This window comes from Bacillus sp. CH_48, assembly GCF_038008465.1.
GTDB lineage: Bacteria > Bacillota > Bacilli > Bacillales > Bacillaceae_G > Bacillus_A > Bacillus_A thuringiensis_S.
The window spans coordinates 4695274-4712860 of sequence record NZ_JBBOZF010000001.1; the positions used below are offsets into that span (position 1 = coordinate 4695274).

Below are 17587 nucleotides of genomic sequence, written 5' to 3' on the forward strand. Positions count from 1 at the left end.
TATCGGTAGGTTCCCTACTCCATTTTCTAGGCTTACTTCACCACAAACCTAGTCTGACTACACCCATCCTTCTGCTTCGTTACTTCTAATACAGCCGGCATTGCGTTTTTCAGCTCTTGTACGTGTGAAATGACACCGATAAATCGGCCTGATTTTTGTAAGTCAATTAAGGCATCTACTGCTTTCGTTAATGATTCTTCATCTAATGAACCGAACCCTTCATCGATGAACATCGTTTCGATGGAAATACCACCTTCATATGCCTGAATTACATCTGCCATTCCTAGCGCTAAGCAAAGTGATGCGTTAAATTTCTCTCCGCCAGATAATGTTTTTACATCACGTGTTTGACCAGTGTATGCATCGTACACATCTAATCCTAATCCACTTTGACGGTTTCTCTTTTCAACTCGCTCACTTCGTTTTAAATAAAATTGTCCATTTGATAATTTACGTAGTCGTTCGTTTGCGATTTGAACAATTTGTTCTAAATACTCAATTAGGATGTAACGTTCAAATGATATACGACTTTCGTTATCACCTTTCATTACTTCATATAAATCAACAAGTTCTTGGAAGGCTTTTTCTTCCTCGTGAATTTGTTCGTCAATACGTCTAATGTTTTCATGTAAATCAGAAATATATGTTACCGCATTTTGCGCACGTTGACGTTTTTCTTTAATGATATCGAGATTAATTTCTAGTTCTTTTATGTGTTCACCTAAAGATGTAATATCCATATACTCTTTATCTTTTAATTCTGAGTTTAACTCTTCGATTTGTTTTGCAAGCACTTCAAGCGATGAATAATAACCTTGAATTTCTTTTTGTAACATCTCCATCTCGGCATCGCTTAATTTGGCTTCTTTATACGTGAATTGATCTGTAAACCCACTTTGTTCTAGCTCTTTCATAAAGCGTGCGAAAGTCTCTTCTTTCTTTAATTTTGCACTTTCAAATTGATTAGAAGCACCTTTTTGTTCAGCTTGAATACGTATATTTTCATTTTGCCAATGCTGATACGCTTCCTGCACTTTCTTCCATTCGTCCTCCAGTAACCTAAGTTCCTGCATAGCTTGGTCAAACTGTACTTTCCAAGCTTGTACTGTTTGTAAGCTTTCTGGAATATTTCGTTTATCATGTTCATATGACGTACGAAGTTGCATACACTCCATTTCTGTACGGTGCTGCATTGTTTCCATTTCTCGTTTTTGTTTCTGAAGTTCTTCTATTTTTTCTTCTACGCTTTTCATGTTCGCAGCAATCTGCTTACGTGTTTCTTCACTTGCTTTTAACGTATTCACGTCTGCAGCTAATTGTTTTCCTTTTTGAACAAGTGCACTATATGTTTCAGCTAATTTTTCCGAATTGTAGCCGCGCTTCACAACTTCTTCTATCACTTGTTCATATTGTAGTCGATAGAAATTCCATTTCTCCTCTACTTGCACATGTAATTTTTCAGCAATGTTCTTCTTATCTCTTAAATCGTTTAACTCTTTTTCATCGATCGCATTACTTTGCTCTGTAGCTTTTTGTGGATGATTCGTACTACCACATACCGGACAAGATTCACCGTCATGTAAATGAAGAGCTAATATACCAGCTTGTTCACTTAACCAGCGGCGCTCCATGTTTTCATATGCACGAACTGCCACTTGCATTTTATTAGTTGCCGCTTCTTTTTCTTGCTCGAATTTTTGTTTTTCTTGCCAAACATCATATGCTTGCTTTAAAACTTTTGCATCTTCTCGCATATTCGTTAGTTCTTCTACTTTAGCTACATATTGCTCAAGTGCTTGTTCTAATTGCTGCAATTCATCAGACATTCTCTGTTTTTGGTTTGTATGCTCTTCTAGTTGTTGATCTAACTTTTGCATACTTTCTTTTAATTTCCCTATTTGAATTTCGGCATTTTGTAAATTCAGCTTTCTCTCAGCTAATGATTCAATGATTGCTTGTAACTCTTCTAATCTTTGAACAAGTTTTTTAGCCTCTTCTCGTTCAGCTTCTTTATTCTTTACTACTTCATACTTCTCCTTAGCAAGTTCAAAGCTGTTCATTATCTGTTCTTGTTTGACAATTATCTGTTTTAACAAACTTTCAACTTTCTGCTCATTTTCCATCGCTTCTTCATACCATTGTTCAAATGGTAATAAGCGCTTTGCTTGTTCCGCACGTTTAAAGGATTTTTCTTTCCTTTCAATTGCTGCACGGTTCTCTTGTAAAGTGTTATATTTCTCATTCTTTTGTTGTAAATCTATAAATTTCTCATTTATAGATTTTGCTGCATGAAAACGTGTTTCTGCATCCTTTAATTGCTTCGTTTGAACATCTTGTTCTACTTGTAATTGCTCAACCTCTGCTTTATACACGGTTGTTTCTTGTTCTAACGCTTCTACTACTTGATGCGTATTTACATGTTCTTGTGCCACTAATGTCTCTAATAATGCTCCATCACGGATTGGTAATTTAAAAACATTACGGAAATAGAGCTCTCTCTCTTTTTGTTTTTCTTGCAAGACATCTTTCCATTGTTTTCTCTTTTGATCAAGTAACTCACGCATTAATTTATAACGATCCGTTTTAAAAATACGACGTAAAATCTCTTCTTTGTTTTCCGTCTCAGATGTTAATAGTTTTCGGAATTCCCCTTGGGGTAACATAACAATTTGGCTAAATTGATGTTTACTTAACCCAATTAAATCTTCCACTTTTTTGTTTACGTCTGTTACATGAAAACGATCGACGGCTGGAACGTTTTCTCCATCAATAACTTCATATAATTCTACTGCATGTCCTGTGATCGTCTTGTTCCCTTGTTTTTTATGTCCAAGTTGTCGTTTTATTTCATAGCGTTTCCCTTTTAACTGAAAGGTTAGTTCAACACTTGTATAAACATTATCATCAGCAAATTGACTTCGAAGCATGCTCGTATCACTACGTTCTTCTCCACTAGCCTCACCATATAACACATAACAAATCGCATCAAAAATCGTTGTTTTTCCAGCTCCTGTATTCCCAGAAATAGCGAAAATACGATGTTCTCCAAGATCTTCAAAATCGATTACTTCTTTCTGTTTATATGGCCCGAATGCTGTCATAATAAGCTGAATCGGTCTCATCCTCGTTCACCTTCCCGTTCTTGCACTGTTTGTAATACATCTATAAATAGGCGTTCTTTCTCTTCTGATAAATCTAACCCTTTCATTTCTTTATAGAAAGCCTTTAAAAGAGATAAATCATCCGTTTTATGTCTTGAAACAGTTACTTCATTTGTATCTGTGAGTTCTCGCCTTTGCATCGCTCTTTCAACGTGCATTGCATTTGGATATACAGATCGTATTTTCTCCATCGGCTGTAAGACAGGGTTTTCGTCTAATAATTTTACAAATACGTAATCTTCACTTACTGGGTGCTGTAATAATTCATCTATTTTCGCTTCTACTGTTCGCATTTTACGACGTGGTGAAAGTAATCTTTTTTCAATTGCTACTTCACCAGTTTCATTCAGTTCTACAATGTAATAACCTTTTTTATGTTTCTCTTCAGAAATTGAATAGGCAAGTGGTGAACCTGAATATCGAATCGTCTCATTACGTACGAAATGCGCTTGATGTAAATGTCCAAGCGCTGTGTAATGAAACTTATCAAAATAATGACTATTTACATATTCAGCACCACCAATTGAAAGTGGTCGTTCTGCATCACTTGTATTCTCCTCCGCTTCTCCTGAAGAAGTTACAAATGCATGTCCAACAAATACATGTCTAGCTTCTTTATCCATCGTTTCAGAGAGCTCATTCATAAAAATGCGCATCGCATCATCATGAGAACGTACGTCTTCATTTTTCAACACGTGCCTCACTATGCTTGGATCTGCATACGGTATTAGATGGAAGTGAACCTCTCCATGTTCATCATTTAGTACAACAGGTTCATACGGGAATTGAAATTGACCTGCAATATGTAATCCTTGTTTTTTCATTAAACTACTTCCAAAATGGATACGATCCGGACTATCATGATTACCAGCTACCGCAATAACTGGTGTTTGCAAATCAATAACTATTTTTTGCAGCACATCATTTAATAAGTCTACTGCTTCTGTAGGTGGAATTGCTCGATCATATAAATCCCCTGCAATAATTACAGCATCTGGTTTTTCTTCTTCAACAGCCTGTACAAACTGATCTAATACAATCTTTTGGTCTTCAGTCATATACACGCCATGAACAAGCTTACCTAAATGCCAATCCGCTGTATGAAATAACTTCATATTTTTCTACTCCTTTTAATTTACTGATTTTAGTGAAACGAGTTGATAGTTTATTGTAGTTTTTCCGTTCTCCCACTCTAGCTTCAATATCGTTGCACTTCCAATTCTTTCTTCATTTGATTTATATAAAGGCAATATTTCTTGAACTGTAAATAAGTGATAGCCATCCAATATTAATTGAAATATATTTTCTTCAATATGTAATCTTACTTCTTTTTCATTTGAAATAATTTTTGTGTGCATCTCAAATTTCATGATAGATACAACCCCTTTTTATAATCTCTACATTTTAATAGTATAGTGGCTATGCAAGATTGACAAGTACATACACAGCAAAGTACACACTTTTCTATTGTTATATACTTCATGTATTTTATATAAAATACGGTATGTGAAATTTTATATTTTCTCCAAAATAAAAATGCCTATTATGACATCTTTATTTTTGTATAAAGTCTTTCATTACATAATATAAAACGGTAATTAAAACGATTGCGACGAAAAATGAGAACACTGCGACAATGTACCCATCTTTATTTAATAAAATACAGAATGAAATAGATATTATAAAAATCGGAAATACGAGACGTACTTTATCCTTCACTTCTTCTGTCGTATCTGTATGATGAAAATACTGCGTTATTCCTATCATTAAAAAAGACAAAATAATAACCGACAATAGTAAAGGTCCTGGCATTCCGATTTCTCCTTTCTCTATTTCTAATTCAGTGTAAAGTTTTTTATTACAATTGTACGATTCATTTTTTCTTCAAACACTCTTTTTAGAATTGATAATGAACAATTCACACCTATATAATAGCGTTTTTATCATTATAACTTCAAATAATTACACTTACAGTAATGTTGTAATATTCCCCCTTAGTCTCTGAAATCCTGCAAAGATAACTCGTCAAAATATGCGGTGACCAAATTAATATTTACCGTCAACTTTTGACAAAATTTATAAAGGACATTTCAGTACATATCAAGAATTAAGAATAAGAAGATATGTAAGGGAGGATGCATTATGACTGAACACGTTTTATTTTCTATTAGTGAAAACGGCGTTGCAACAATTACTTTAAACCGTCCAAAAGCACTTAATTCTTTATCTTATGACATGTTACAACCTATCGGACAAAAACTTAAAGAGTGGGAACACGATGAGCGTATTGCACTTATCGTGTTAAAAGGTGCTGGCACAAAAGGTTTTTGTGCAGGCGGCGACATTAAAACTCTTTATGAAGCGCGTTCCAATGAAGTGGCATTGCAACATGCAGAACGTTTTTTTGAAGAAGAGTATGAAATTGATACATATATTTATCAATATACAAAACCGATTATTGCTTGTTTAGATGGAATTGTAATGGGCGGTGGTGTCGGTCTTACAAATGGTGCGAAGTATCGCATTGTAACTGAGCGTACGAAATGGGCAATGCCAGAGATGAATATCGGCTTCTTCCCAGACGTCGGAGCTGCATATTTCTTAAATAAAGCACCTGGATATACAGGACGCTTCGTTGCTTTAACAGCATCTATTTTAAAAGCTTCTGACGTATTATTTATTAATGCTGCTGATTACTTTATGACATCTGATTCATTACCAGAGTTTCTTACTGAACTTGAAAGTGTAAATTGGCATAAAGAAGATGATGTACATACTAATTTAAAAGAAGTTATTCGTACATTTGCAACTGCTCCAAACTTAGAAAGCGAGCTGACTCCTTCATTAGAAGCAATCAATTCACATTTTGCTTTCGATACAATTGAAGAAATCATCCATTCATTGGAGAAAGATGAAAGTTCCTTTGCTCTAAAAACAAAAGAAACACTGTTATCAAAATCCCCTATTTCACTAAAAGTAACCTTAAAACAGTTTATTGATGGACAAGATAAATCCGTTGAAGAATGCTTCGCTACGGACCTTATACTTGCTAAAAATTTCATGAGACATGAAGATTTCTTCGAAGGAGTACGCTCCGTTGTCGTTGATAAAGATCAAAATCCGAATTATAAATATAAACAGTTAAGTGACGTTTCAGAAGAAGATGTGAATCGTTTCTTTAACTTACTTAATGCATAAAATGAAACTGTAATGCGTGGGTGTTTTGTTCATCCCCCACCTAACTTCTTTGCTTCAGCTAAATCTTGTGCGGTGGAAATCTTACTACCCGCAAATAGCGGGATAAAATCGAGGCTATATAGTAGTGTAATTACAGCTACTATATAGCCTTTTTATTTAATGATTTTTAATAAAATTTAATTTTATTAAATACACTTTTGTGCTACACTGATTTTAATCAAATATTCTAAAAATAAAAAGGAGGGACGGCTATGATAGAAAATTATCTTCTTTTCATCATTATGTCTATTTGTCTTATCATTTTACCTGGTCCAGATACAGCAATGGCTACGAAAAATACATTGATTGCCGGTAAAGTCGGTGGAGTAAAAACAGTGTTCGGTACATGTATCGCGCTATTAATTCATACTTTAGCTGCTGTAATTGGTCTTTCTGCACTTATTGTAAAGTCAGCTCTTTTATTTTCTATTTTCAAGTACGTTGGGGCTCTCTATTTAATATATATCGGTATTAAAGCCCTTTTAGCAGTAAGAAATAAAGAAGGCGTAGATACAAATGATATATCTTTAAATAATGAAAACAAACATACTTCTTGCTTTCGCCAAGGATTTCTAACGAATTTATTAAATCCTAAGATAGCAGTCTTCTTTTTAACTTTTTTACCGCAATTTTTAAATCCAAATCATAATACATTTATTCAACTTCTTGTAATGGGCCTTACTTACCTCGTTTTAACCGCCTTTTGGTTTGCGTTTTATATATTTTTAATTGATAAAATTAGTGCTTTTATGAAAAAACCGAAAACGCAACGTTATATTCAAGGGCTAACAGGAATCGTCCTAATTGGATTTGGTGTTAAACTAGCTTTTGAAAAAAGTAATTGATAAAAACGAAAAACACCACTATTAATAGTGGTGTTTTTCATTTCACAACTAATTTGACAGTCTACTCTTTATTAAAACCAGCGCTCAGTTACAACTTTTTTACGTGTATAGAATTGAACGCCATCTGTACCATTTGTACCTAAATCACCAAAGAATGAAGCTTTATTCCCTGCAAATGCGAAGAATGCCATTGGTGCTGGAACATTTACATTTACACCAATCATACCAGCATCGATGTTATCACGGAATGTTTGTGCATGTTTACCATTTGACGTATAAATAACCGCACCATTTGCAAATTTAGATTGATTTGTTAGTTTAATACCTTCTTCTAAATCTTTAACACGTACAATGCTTAATACTGGAGCAAAAATTTCATCTTGCCAAATTTTCATTTCTTGATTCACGCCATCAAAGATTGTCGCACCTACAAAATAACCTTCTCCAACTTCTTCATTAATTTTACGGCCATCTACTAATAAAGTTGCCCCATCTGCTACACCACTATTAATATAGCCTAAAACACGCTCTTTATGAGATTCACGAATTAATGGTCCAACATAGTTATCTTCGTTAAAGCCATCGCCTACTTTTAATTTTTTCGTTTCTGCTACTAATACATCAATGAATTCATCAGCAATTTCATCCACTACTGCTACTACTGAGCATGCCATGCAGCGCTCTCCACTACTTGCAAATGCAGATCCAATTACACCTTGTACTGTTTTCTCAAGATTGCAATCTGGCATTACAATCGCATGGTTTTTTGCACCCGCTAACGCTTGTACACGTTTTCCGTGTTTCGTACCTGTTTCATATACGTAACGAGCTACTGGCTCAGAACCGACGAACGAAACAGCTTGAATATCTTTATTTTCTAAAATGCTATTTACAACATCTTTTCCGCCTTGTACTAAATTTAATACGCCTTTTGGGAAACCTGCTTCATAGAATAATTCTACAAGTCGCTCCGCTAAAAGTGGCGTTCTTTCCGATGTTTTTAATACGAATGTATTACCGCAAGCAATTGCAAGTGGGAACATCCATAACGGAATCATCATTGGGAAGTTAAATGGCGTAATACCAGCAACAACTCCGATTGGGTAGCGCCAAATTGATCCATCAATTCCACTAGCAATATTCGGCAGCGCTTGACCCATCATTAAATTAGGTGCCGATGTTGCAAGTTCCACTGCTTCAATACCACGCTGTACTTCACCTGTTGCATCCGTTAGCGTCTTACCATTCTCTAGCGTAATGATTTTTGCAAGCTCATCTTTGTTTTCTTGTAATAGCTGTAAATATTTATATAAATTTCTTGAACGATTCGGAACTGGTACTTTAGACCACGTTTCGAATGCTGCTTTTGCCGCTTCAACAGCTTTTTCAACATCTTCTTTTGGAGATAGTGGAACGTAAGCGATAATTTTTCCAGTCGCTGGATTTGGAACTGCTTCTACTTCCGTACCTGTCGATTCAACCCACTCACCGTTAATGTGATTTTTTACTCGTTTAATTTCAGTTGTAATCATTGTATTCTCTCCTTTGTATAATTTATTTTTGATTAGAAATTAATTGCTCGCTAACTTTCTTATATAAAGCAGCCATATCGTTTTCACCATATCCAGCTTGACTCGCTTCGTCATATACGTTTAATAACATTTCGCTTACCGGTAAATGGAGTTCGCTTTCCTTAGCTAAGTCAACTGCAAATCCTAAATCTTTCTTCAATAAGTTCACAGTAAATCCTGGCTCGTAGTTTTCAGGTGCTATAAAACTTTTAAAATTACGTTCATAAATTCTACTTTGACCGTAACTTACATTTAAAATATCAAACATTTTATCTAAATCCATATTGTTCTTTTTCGCTAATGTTAAAGCTTCACTCACTCCAGCTGTATAAAAACCAATTAATAAGTTATTAATTAACTTAACAGTTGTACCACTATCAATCTGCTCACTAACGTGGAAAATGTTCGCGCCTAGTACGCCCATGATAGATTCCGTTTTCTCATATACCTCTTTTGATCCACCAACCATAAACGTTAATGTACGGTTTTCGGCTCCGATTACTCCACCACTCACAGGTGCTGCTAAAAAGTCTACTTTCTTTTCCTTTGCAGCTTCCTCTAATTGTTTGTTTAACTGCGGCGATACCGTACTTGTATCAATGAAAACTACATTCGAGTGACCATTTTCAAATAATCCTTCTGCTCCAAAATATACCGCTTCAACAGCACGAGGAGAAGGTAAACTTGTAAAAACTACATCACATGTTTCTGCTAGTTTTAAGATTGATAGACCGATAATTCCGCCTTCTTTTTCAAAGGACGCTTCTGCCTCTTTATTTAAGTCCACGCCATATACTGTGTAACCTGATTTAACTAGATTTTTTGACATCGGAAGACCCATGTTACCTAAACCGATAAAACCAATCTTTTTCATATCGCTTTCCTCCTATTTACACAATATATTTCCCACGATTTATAATAGCTTTCGCAATTTCTCTCTTCTTCATAAATACGTTCGTGTATAAAGGTACTAATAATTGACGGATTTCAGCTAAAATCACATGTCTATCTTTTTCTTCTGTGACAGCCGCTGAAAGTACAGAAATCGCCGCTTCTTCTACTTTACGATATCCTTCTTCACAAATAACATCCGTTATTTGTTGCTTCGTACGTTCTTTTTCCTCACCATTTTTACTTACTGCTTTTCTCGTACGTAAAAACGCTGATTCCATGACGTACACGTCCGTCAACATATTTGATATTACACGTGAATATTCTTGTTCTTGGTCGATTTTTAGACTTGGAGTTTTAGAGAGCGTTTTCAAAGATTGTTTCAACAATTTTTTCGCTAATAAAATGTAACGATGGTTTCTTTCGACATTTGCTACATCACTTTCTACTTCAGTATCTTCTAATTGTTCGATTTGCTTCATTAACATTTTGGCAACTGTTAATCTATTAATTTCGTTCGTTCCTTCAAAAATACGACTAATTCTAGCATCACGATACAATCGTTCTACCTCGTACTCTTGCATATAACCGTAACCACCATGAATTTGTACAGCTTCATCTACAATATAAGCAAGTGTTTCAGAAGCATTTACTTTATTTAGTGCACATTCAATTGCAAATTGAGACATTTTTTTCATAAGATCTTCATCGCTCTCATGAATTGCTTCATCAATTACACCTGCTGTACGGTAAGCTGCACTTTCGGCTCCATATGTAGCAATGATCATATTTGCAATTTTCTCTTGAATCATCGTAAAGTCTACTAATTCCGTTTGGAACTGTTTTCGCTCTTTTCCATATTGAACCGACAAACCAATTGCTTGTTTTGCTGTTCCAATATTTCCAAAAGCAAGTTTAAGTCTAGCAAAGTTAAGAATATTAAGAGCTACGTGATGCCCTTTCCCAACTTCCCCTAAAACATTTTCAACAGGGATGACAACATCTTCTAAAATAAGAGTCGCCGTTGAAGAACCTTTAATACCCATTTTCTTTTCTTCTAACCCAATGGATACACCTTCACATGTTCTTTCGACAATAAATGCTGTCATTCCTTTATTTGTCTTCGCAAAAACAACGTATACATCTGCCATATGAGCATTTGTAATCCATTGCTTCTCACCATTTAACTTCCAAGCTGTTCCCTCTTCATTCAATACTGCGCTCGTTTTTGCACTTAATGCATCCGAACCAGCATTTGGCTCAGTTAAAGCATAAGCCCCAATCCATTCTCCCGATGCGATTTTTGGTAAATATTTTTCTTTCTGTTCTTTCGTTCCGTAATATATGTAAGGCAATGTACCGACACCAGCGTGTATATTAAATGAAACGCTAAATGCACCAGCGTAACCCATTTTCTCTGCTACAAGACCTGAGACAGCCTTTCCTAACTCGAACCCGCCATAATCTTCTGGTACCTCAATGCCTAATAATCCAAGTTCCCCAGCTTTCTCAAATAATTGACGAGAAACTTTATAGTTATGTTGTTCAATATTCTCCATTTGTGGAACAATTTCTTGTTTAACGAATTGTTCTGTCGTTTTTGCGATTAAATCTTCATCACCTGAAAAATCTTCTGGTGTAAAGTAAGTATGATTTATATCTTTATTGAGTGAAAAAAATTCATCCCATGGTAACTTCGTTTTCTCCATATGTATCCCCCTATCATTCGGCTTTCATAGCTTTTTGCTTATGCTCGTCTACGATGAGTGGAATATCTTTTTTTGAAAATAGAAGGCGATGATTTTTCACATCAAGCATTTTATTTTGCCAAAGATGTATTTTCATCGCCTTCACTGCTTTATCTATTGATCTTCTGATAATACTGTTTTTGCAATACCAGTATCTAACTCTTCAAAGTCATGATATGAAATTGTTTCGTATAATTCACTTCTCGTTTGCATATTAGAAAGTGCATCTTTTTGAGAACCTGTTTCTTTAATCAAAGTAAACACATTTTCATACGCTTTCGCTGCAACGCGAAGTGAAGTTACAGGATAAATAACCATTTGGAAGCCCATATTCGCAAATTCCTCTGCACTATAATATGGAGTTTTTCCGAATTCAGTCATATTCGCAAGTAAAGGTGCATTTACCTTACTATTAAATAGACGGAATTCTTCCTCTGATTGAAGCGCTTCAGGGAAAATTGCATCTGCACCTGCTTTTACATATGCATTTGCTCTTTCAATTGCTTCATCTAACCCTTCAACGCCGCGAGCATCAGTACGTGCTACAATGTATAAGCTCGGTGCAACTTCTTTAATTGCTTTAATTTTTTGAACCAATTCTTCTGTAGTAACAAGTTTCTTACCATTTAAATGTCCACATTTTTTTGGTAATTGCTGATCTTCAATTTGGACAGCTGCTACTTTCGCTTCCATCATTTCTACAGCTGTTCTCGCTACATTTAGTACACCACCAAATCCTGTATCAATGTCAACAAGAACAGGTAAGTCTGTAGCTCTTACTAAATCTCTTGCTCTCTCAGCCACTTCAGTAGACGTCACGATACCTAAATCTGGTAACCCTTTACTTGCAGTATAAGCAGCTCCGGATAAATAAAGAGCTGAAAAACCTGTATTTTTTGCAACTAAAGCCGCCATTGCATCATGAGCACCTGGAATTTGCAAAATTTCATTTGCTTCTACTAAAGCTCGGAATCGATTCGCAAGCTCCTCTTGTGTTGACTGCTTTTTCACAACCCAAGCCATTCTAAATTCCCCCTATTATTAAATTAAGAATAGATCTACAAATTCGTTTACATTCATATTTTCTAGTTTTTCTTCATTTAAACAAACTTCATGAATTTGTTCTTGTTGCTTACTAGAATAATGGCCTGCCATATTTGCAGTGAACTTTTGAACAACTTTTGGGATTGCTTCGTCTCTACGGAAACGGTGACCAAGTGGATATTCACATTCCACATTTTCTGTTACTGTGCCATCTTTAAAGTGAACTTGAACAGCGTTGGCGATTGAGCGCTTGTTCGGGTCAAGGTAATCTAAACTGTACTGTTTGTTTTCAACAACAACCATCTTATTACGTAATTCATCTACACGTGGATCGTTTGCTACTGCATCTTCATAATCGTCTGCAACGATATCTCCTTTTAATAAACCAATTGCCGTAATGTATTGTAAGCAATGATCACGATCAGCTGGGTTATTTAATGGACCTTCTTTATCAATAATACGAATTGCTGATTCATGAGTTGTAATTGTAATACGGTCAATTTCATCTAATCTCTCTTTAATTTCCGGATGCAACTTCACTGCACATTCTGCAGCCGTTTGTGCATGGAATTCTGCTGGATATGACACTTTAAATAATACATTTTCCATTACATATGACTCTAGTGGTCTTGCTAATTTTAATTCCTGTTTATTGAATAATACATCTTGGAATCCCCATCCTGGTGCAGATAGGGCTGTTGGATAACCCATTTCACCTTTTAGAGCAGTCATTGCAAGATGAACACCGCGGCTCGTTGCGTCACCTGCAGCCCATGATTTACGTGAGCCCGTATTTGGAGCATGACGATATGTACGAAGACTAGAATTATCAATCCACGCATGTGATAATGCATTAAAGATTTCTTCACGTGTTCCGCCAAGCATTTTCGCAACTACTGCAGTTGTTGCTACTTTTACATATAATACATGGTCAAGACCAACTCTGTTTAAGCTGTTTTCTAAAGCGAGCACGCCTTGAATCTCATGTGCTTTAATCATCATTTCTAATACTTCACGTACTTTTAAAGCTTCTTTTCCTTCTGAAATACGAACAAGGCTAATATAATCTGCAACCGCTAAAATTCCGCCTAAGTTATCAGATGGATGTCCCCACTCTGCTGCAAGCCAAGTATCGTTATAGTCTAACCAACGGATCATACATCCGATATTAAATGCACCTTTTACTGGATCTAGTACATAAGACGTACCTGGTACACGTGTACCATTTGGCACGATTGTTCCTGGCACAACTGGTCCTAGTAATTTCGTACATTCTGGATATTGCAGTGCTAAAATTCCACATCCAAGTGTATCAAGTAATACGTAACGAGCTGTACTGAATGCTTCTGCACTAGTAACCTCTTTATTTAATACATAATCGGTAATCTCTTCTAATAATGCATCTTTTTGCTTAATTTCATTTGTTTTAATCATGCTATCCTTCCCTTTCTGTCGAAAATTCGTTATTATTAATGATGGGTGTCGGTCAAACACCCATCTGGCGGGCGGCGCTAACAACTCCCCAGTTGTTCTTATTTACTAAGTACATGTCGCTCGCCAATATAATTTACACGTGGACGGAACAAACGATTATTTGCATGTTGCTCAATAACGTGCGCACATAACCCCACTGTTCTAGAGCTAAAGAAGATTGGTGTGTAAAGTTGAATTGGAATACCTAGCATCCAATATACTGGAGCTGCATAATAATCAAGATTTGGATAAATTCCTTTTTCTTTTTCCATAATCTTTTCTCCAGCTTCACACATTTCATATAGTGTATAATCACCTTTTACATCACATAACTGTTTTAAAGCTTCCTTCATCATAAGTGCTCTTGGATCCATCTTCTTCATATAAACACGGTGTCCAAAGCCCATAATTTTTTCTTTGTTATATAGTTTCTTCTGTAATAACTCTTCAAATTTCTCAACATTACCAGCTTCTAAAAGCATGTACATAACCGCTTCATTTGCACCGCCATGTAAACTTCCTTTTAAAGATGCAACTGCACCTGTTAAAGCACCGTATAAATCTGATTGTGTTGATGCAATAACGCGAGCTGTAAATGTAGAGTTTGGCATTTCATGCTCACTATATAAAACAAGGGAACGATCAAAGATCTTTTCCTCAAGTTCAGTTGGTTTTTTACCAGTTAACATATAGAAGAAATTCGCACTATAAGATAATTCTTTAAGAGGTTCAATTGGCTCCTCATTATTTAAAATATGATAGCTATTCGCTACAATGTTTGGCACTTTACTTAACAGCTTGTACCCTCGGCTTTTATTCACTTCTAACGAGCGGTTTTCGATATCATTATCGTAACCAGCTAACGCTGACACACCTGTACGTAATCCATCCATGGGATGCGTCTCTTTAGGCAATGCCTTTAGTACGTTGAATACACCTTCTGGTACTGCATATTCTGCTTTTAGTTTCTTTTCAAGTGTTGCTTTTTCATCTTCATTCGGTAGGTGTTCCTCCAATAAAAGGTGCACAATGTCTAAATACTCTTTTGTTTTTGAGAGTTCGATTAAGTCATACCCTTGAATTACAATTTCACCTTTTACTGTGTCAAGAAACGAAATTTTCGTCTCCGCTGCCACTATACCATCTAATCCCGGGGAAAATTTTTCTTCAGCTTTCATCATTATTTCCTCCAATCCTAATAGATCTTCGTGCACATAACTGTAAGCCTTTACAATATTGTGAAACTACATTTCTACTTCAATGTATCAGAGTTTTTAGAAGATTTCAATTTATTTTATAATGATAAGTTTCCTACACTTTTCTTACTGTAACAATACAATTTTTTGAAAATAATTCTTATGTTTTATAAAGAAAGAATAGACTTCTTTGCGTATTTTAAAAAACAAGATATAAAGATTTTTCATATAACACCGCCAAATATACAATTATTCTAATTTTATTTGAGAAATAAAAAAAACGAGCTATACATAAATACAGCTCGTTACTATATGATATTTATTTCACTATCTCTTAAATATAATTTTTATATAAAACTTATTCATTTTTAATAAAGTTATTATTTTACATAATTAAATTGAATTTCTTCCATTTCCTCATGATAACTTACAAATAAATCATAGTTTTGAAAATACCAAAGATCATCACAATCTACAAAAAATATAATACCTTCCTTCTCAACTGACACTATTTCTCCATCTGGTTTCTCAGCAACAACCCCTAAAGAATATCCGGGCTGAATTGAACTATCCCCTCCGTACCTTACAGTAAAACGTACAGATTCACCGTGCTTTATACGTAATTCTTCCTGGAACCATTGTAGAGCTTTACGATCAATTGAAATTTCCATCTTTATTCCTCCAGTTTACACAAACTCTTTTTTTCCTAATCGTTGTTTTACAAAGAAGACGAAAATAATTAAGGCTATCAATGCTGAAATTGCACTCCCTGAAAATAAAATACGATAACCAAACATTTGTGAAACAACTCCAAGTACAATAGCACCTAACCCGATTCCTAAATCAAACGCTGTAAAAAATGAAGCATTTGCAACTCCTCTTTTACTCGGATCGACAATTGTAAGCATTGCCGCTTGCAAAGCTGGCTGCGCTGAACCAAATCCAATACCGTATAATGTTGCTGCGATAATTACACCTATCAAACCATTTGAAATAGTTAAAACAACTATAGCTAAAATAGTAATACATAATGCTGGGAGTATGATGAATACTTCTCCATACTTATCTAATAGTTTCCCTGAAATTGGTCTTACAATTGTTAATGCAATTGCATATACAAGAAAGAAAGTTCCCGGATTTACATGAATTGATGATGCAAATAACGGTAAAAAGGTTGTTATTCCTCCATATGCAAACGATAAAAAGAATACTACAATCGTGATTGTTAATACGGATTTCTCAAATAGCTGAATTTTTCCTTTTTCTTTTTGTAGCGTAAATGGCATCTTCGTTATTAGTGATAATACGACTGCCATAAAAGATAACAACGTCGCTAATAAAAATAGACCATTAAATGAATAATTTTGCACAACCCATAATCCAATCATAGGTCCGATGGCCATTGCAATTGTCATCGCCATCCCGTACCAGCCCATTCCTTCTCCACGGCGTGAATCTGGAATAATATCAGTTATTGCTGTTCCAACAGCTGTTGTAGAAACAGCCCATGTTACTCCGTGAATAACACGTAAAACAGCTAAAAGGACAATAGTCGATGCTATATTATAGGAATACATCGTTAATCCAAAAAAGATAAGTCCGAAAATAATAAAGGATCTTCTACCATATTGATCTAGCATTCCTCCAATAATCGGTCGTATTACTACAGCAGCTATCGTAAACATCCCCATCATGAGTCCAACTTGTGATTCATTGCCACCTATCTCTTTAATAAAGAGCGGTAGCGTTGGAACAAGTAAATAAAATCCTGTAAATAAAAATAACATTGCGAAAGTCATTTGAATAAGTGATTTCGTCCATAATCGTTCCATAAAAATACCTCCATACACTCGTAAAATATTACGATTAACAACCTCATTGTACATTTTATTGATCTCTTTTCCCTCCGCAAATAGACGTATCTTTTCATATTAAATAGTCCACCATCAGCTTACATTAGTCTTAAGACTTTGTACGCATGTTTTAAACGAAAGTCCTATATATGTACCTTTATACGTGTGAAAAGAATATACTAATTTATTAACACAACTTAGGAGTGAATATTTTATGTGGGTATCATTAAGAGTAACTGCCGTAGTTCCTTCGACTCCTGGGATACATGTTCCTGCAGTTCATACAGCTAGCTCCGATGTAGGAATTGAACTTCCCGCAACTTGGCAACAATATCAACTTCCCGGTCAAGTTACCCCCTCATTTTGGCATCATGGTGCACACCCAAGTAGTACTACCATTTATAGCCATAGTTATCCTCCACTACCTCCGACTCAAGTCTTTTATCATTTCCCTTCAATTTATTTCCAAAATTTTCATGGTACGTTTAACATTTAATAGCTATCACTGTATTACCCTACATCTTAATAAAGCGAACCTTTAATCCAGTTTCAACATAAAAAGTCGAAT

General features: G+C 35.3%; 16 protein-coding genes. 3 read left to right on the top strand and 13 right to left on the bottom strand.

All coding sequences use genetic code 11. From position 1 onward, the window contains the following. Positions 1-32: 32 nt before the first annotated feature. From N2V92_RS23635 to N2V92_RS23650, 4 genes are all read right to left on the bottom strand, one after another. Positions 33-3122 (bottom strand): AAA family ATPase, encoded by a 3090-nt coding sequence (locus N2V92_RS23635; protein WP_001247460.1) that lies wholly within the window; start codon positions 3120-3122, stop codon positions 33-35. Further along, entirely contained in the window at positions 3119-4276 is a 1158-nt protein-coding gene (locus N2V92_RS23640; protein ID WP_000765144.1) for an exonuclease SbcCD subunit D, read from the bottom strand. Before N2V92_RS23640 ends, N2V92_RS23635 begins: the two co-directional genes overlap by 4 nt. A 15-nt stretch (positions 4277-4291) precedes the next feature. Then, positions 4292-4531, bottom strand: a complete 240-nt coding sequence (locus N2V92_RS23645; RefSeq protein WP_000667346.1) for a DUF2584 family protein — start codon at positions 4529-4531, stop codon at positions 4292-4294. 184 nt (positions 4532-4715) lie between these two features. Then, a complete protein-coding gene (locus N2V92_RS23650) occupies positions 4716-4973 on the bottom strand; it encodes a hypothetical protein (protein WP_001119404.1) in 258 nt (85 codons plus the stop codon). 330 nt (positions 4974-5303) lie between these two features. Here N2V92_RS23650 and N2V92_RS23655 point away from each other — a divergent pair, with 330 nt between their 5' ends. Together N2V92_RS23655 and N2V92_RS23660 are read left to right on the top strand one after the other, a co-directional pair. Continuing rightward, on the top strand, positions 5304-6359 hold the full coding sequence (locus N2V92_RS23655) for an enoyl-CoA hydratase/isomerase family protein (RefSeq protein ID WP_000134894.1): 1056 nt from the start codon (positions 5304-5306) through the stop codon (positions 6357-6359). A 251-nt stretch (positions 6360-6610) separates the two neighbouring features. Further along, on the top strand, positions 6611-7243 hold the full coding sequence (locus N2V92_RS23660; RefSeq protein ID WP_000572346.1) for a LysE family translocator: 633 nt from the start codon (positions 6611-6613) through the stop codon (positions 7241-7243). 71 nt (positions 7244-7314) lie between these two features. Here the strand turns inward: N2V92_RS23660 and N2V92_RS23665 are convergent, their stop codons facing one another. The 9 genes from N2V92_RS23665 to N2V92_RS23705 all read right to left on the bottom strand — a co-directional run bounded on the left by N2V92_RS23665 (position 7315) and on the right by N2V92_RS23705 (position 16998). Beyond that, positions 7315-8775, bottom strand: a complete 1461-nt coding sequence (locus N2V92_RS23665) for a CoA-acylating methylmalonate-semialdehyde dehydrogenase (protein ID WP_000633339.1) — start codon at positions 8773-8775, stop codon at positions 7315-7317. Positions 8776-8797: 22 nt separating this feature from the next. Continuing rightward, complete coding sequence (locus tag N2V92_RS23670; RefSeq protein WP_000719402.1) at positions 8798-9688, bottom strand: NAD(P)-dependent oxidoreductase; 891 nt, start codon at positions 9686-9688, stop codon at positions 8798-8800. A 16-nt stretch (positions 9689-9704) separates the two neighbouring features. After that, the gene (locus tag N2V92_RS23675) at positions 9705-11414 is read right to left on the bottom strand and encodes an acyl-CoA dehydrogenase family protein (RefSeq protein WP_000416004.1); all 1710 of its coding nucleotides are present in this window, start codon (positions 11412-11414) and stop codon (positions 9705-9707) included. A gap of 13 nt (positions 11415-11427) precedes the next feature. After that, positions 11428-11550 carry a hypothetical protein gene (locus N2V92_RS23680; protein WP_000690878.1) on the bottom strand — a complete coding sequence of 41 codons (123 nt, stop codon included), beginning with the start codon at positions 11548-11550 and terminating at the stop codon, positions 11428-11430. A gap of 17 nt (positions 11551-11567) precedes the next feature. After that, a complete protein-coding gene (prpB, locus tag N2V92_RS23685) occupies positions 11568-12476 on the bottom strand; it encodes a methylisocitrate lyase (protein WP_000312638.1) in 909 nt (302 codons plus the stop codon). 18 nt (positions 12477-12494) lie between these two features. After that, positions 12495-13931 carry a 2-methylcitrate dehydratase gene (gene prpD, locus N2V92_RS23690; RefSeq protein ID WP_000598120.1) on the bottom strand — a complete coding sequence of 479 codons (1437 nt, stop codon included), beginning with the start codon at positions 13929-13931 and terminating at the stop codon, positions 12495-12497. A 98-nt stretch (positions 13932-14029) separates the two neighbouring features. Further along, positions 14030-15151, bottom strand: coding sequence for a citrate synthase (gene mmgD, locus N2V92_RS23695; RefSeq protein ID WP_002082827.1), 1122 nt, complete (start codon positions 15149-15151; stop codon positions 14030-14032). Between the two features lie 395 nt (positions 15152-15546). Further along, positions 15547-15837, bottom strand: coding sequence for a HesB/YadR/YfhF family protein (locus tag N2V92_RS23700; RefSeq protein ID WP_000406140.1), 291 nt, complete (start codon positions 15835-15837; stop codon positions 15547-15549). A 15-nt stretch (positions 15838-15852) separates the two neighbouring features. Next, positions 15853-16998: an MFS transporter gene (locus tag N2V92_RS23705; RefSeq protein WP_014894774.1), complete on the bottom strand. Its 1146-nt coding sequence runs from the start codon at positions 16996-16998 to the stop codon at positions 15853-15855. A gap of 235 nt (positions 16999-17233) precedes the next feature. On the opposite strand from N2V92_RS23705, the gene N2V92_RS23710 reads away from it, so the two are divergent. Continuing rightward, a complete protein-coding gene (locus tag N2V92_RS23710) occupies positions 17234-17515 on the top strand; it encodes a hypothetical protein (protein ID WP_000270163.1) in 282 nt (93 codons plus the stop codon). Positions 17516-17587 lie beyond the last annotated feature (72 nt).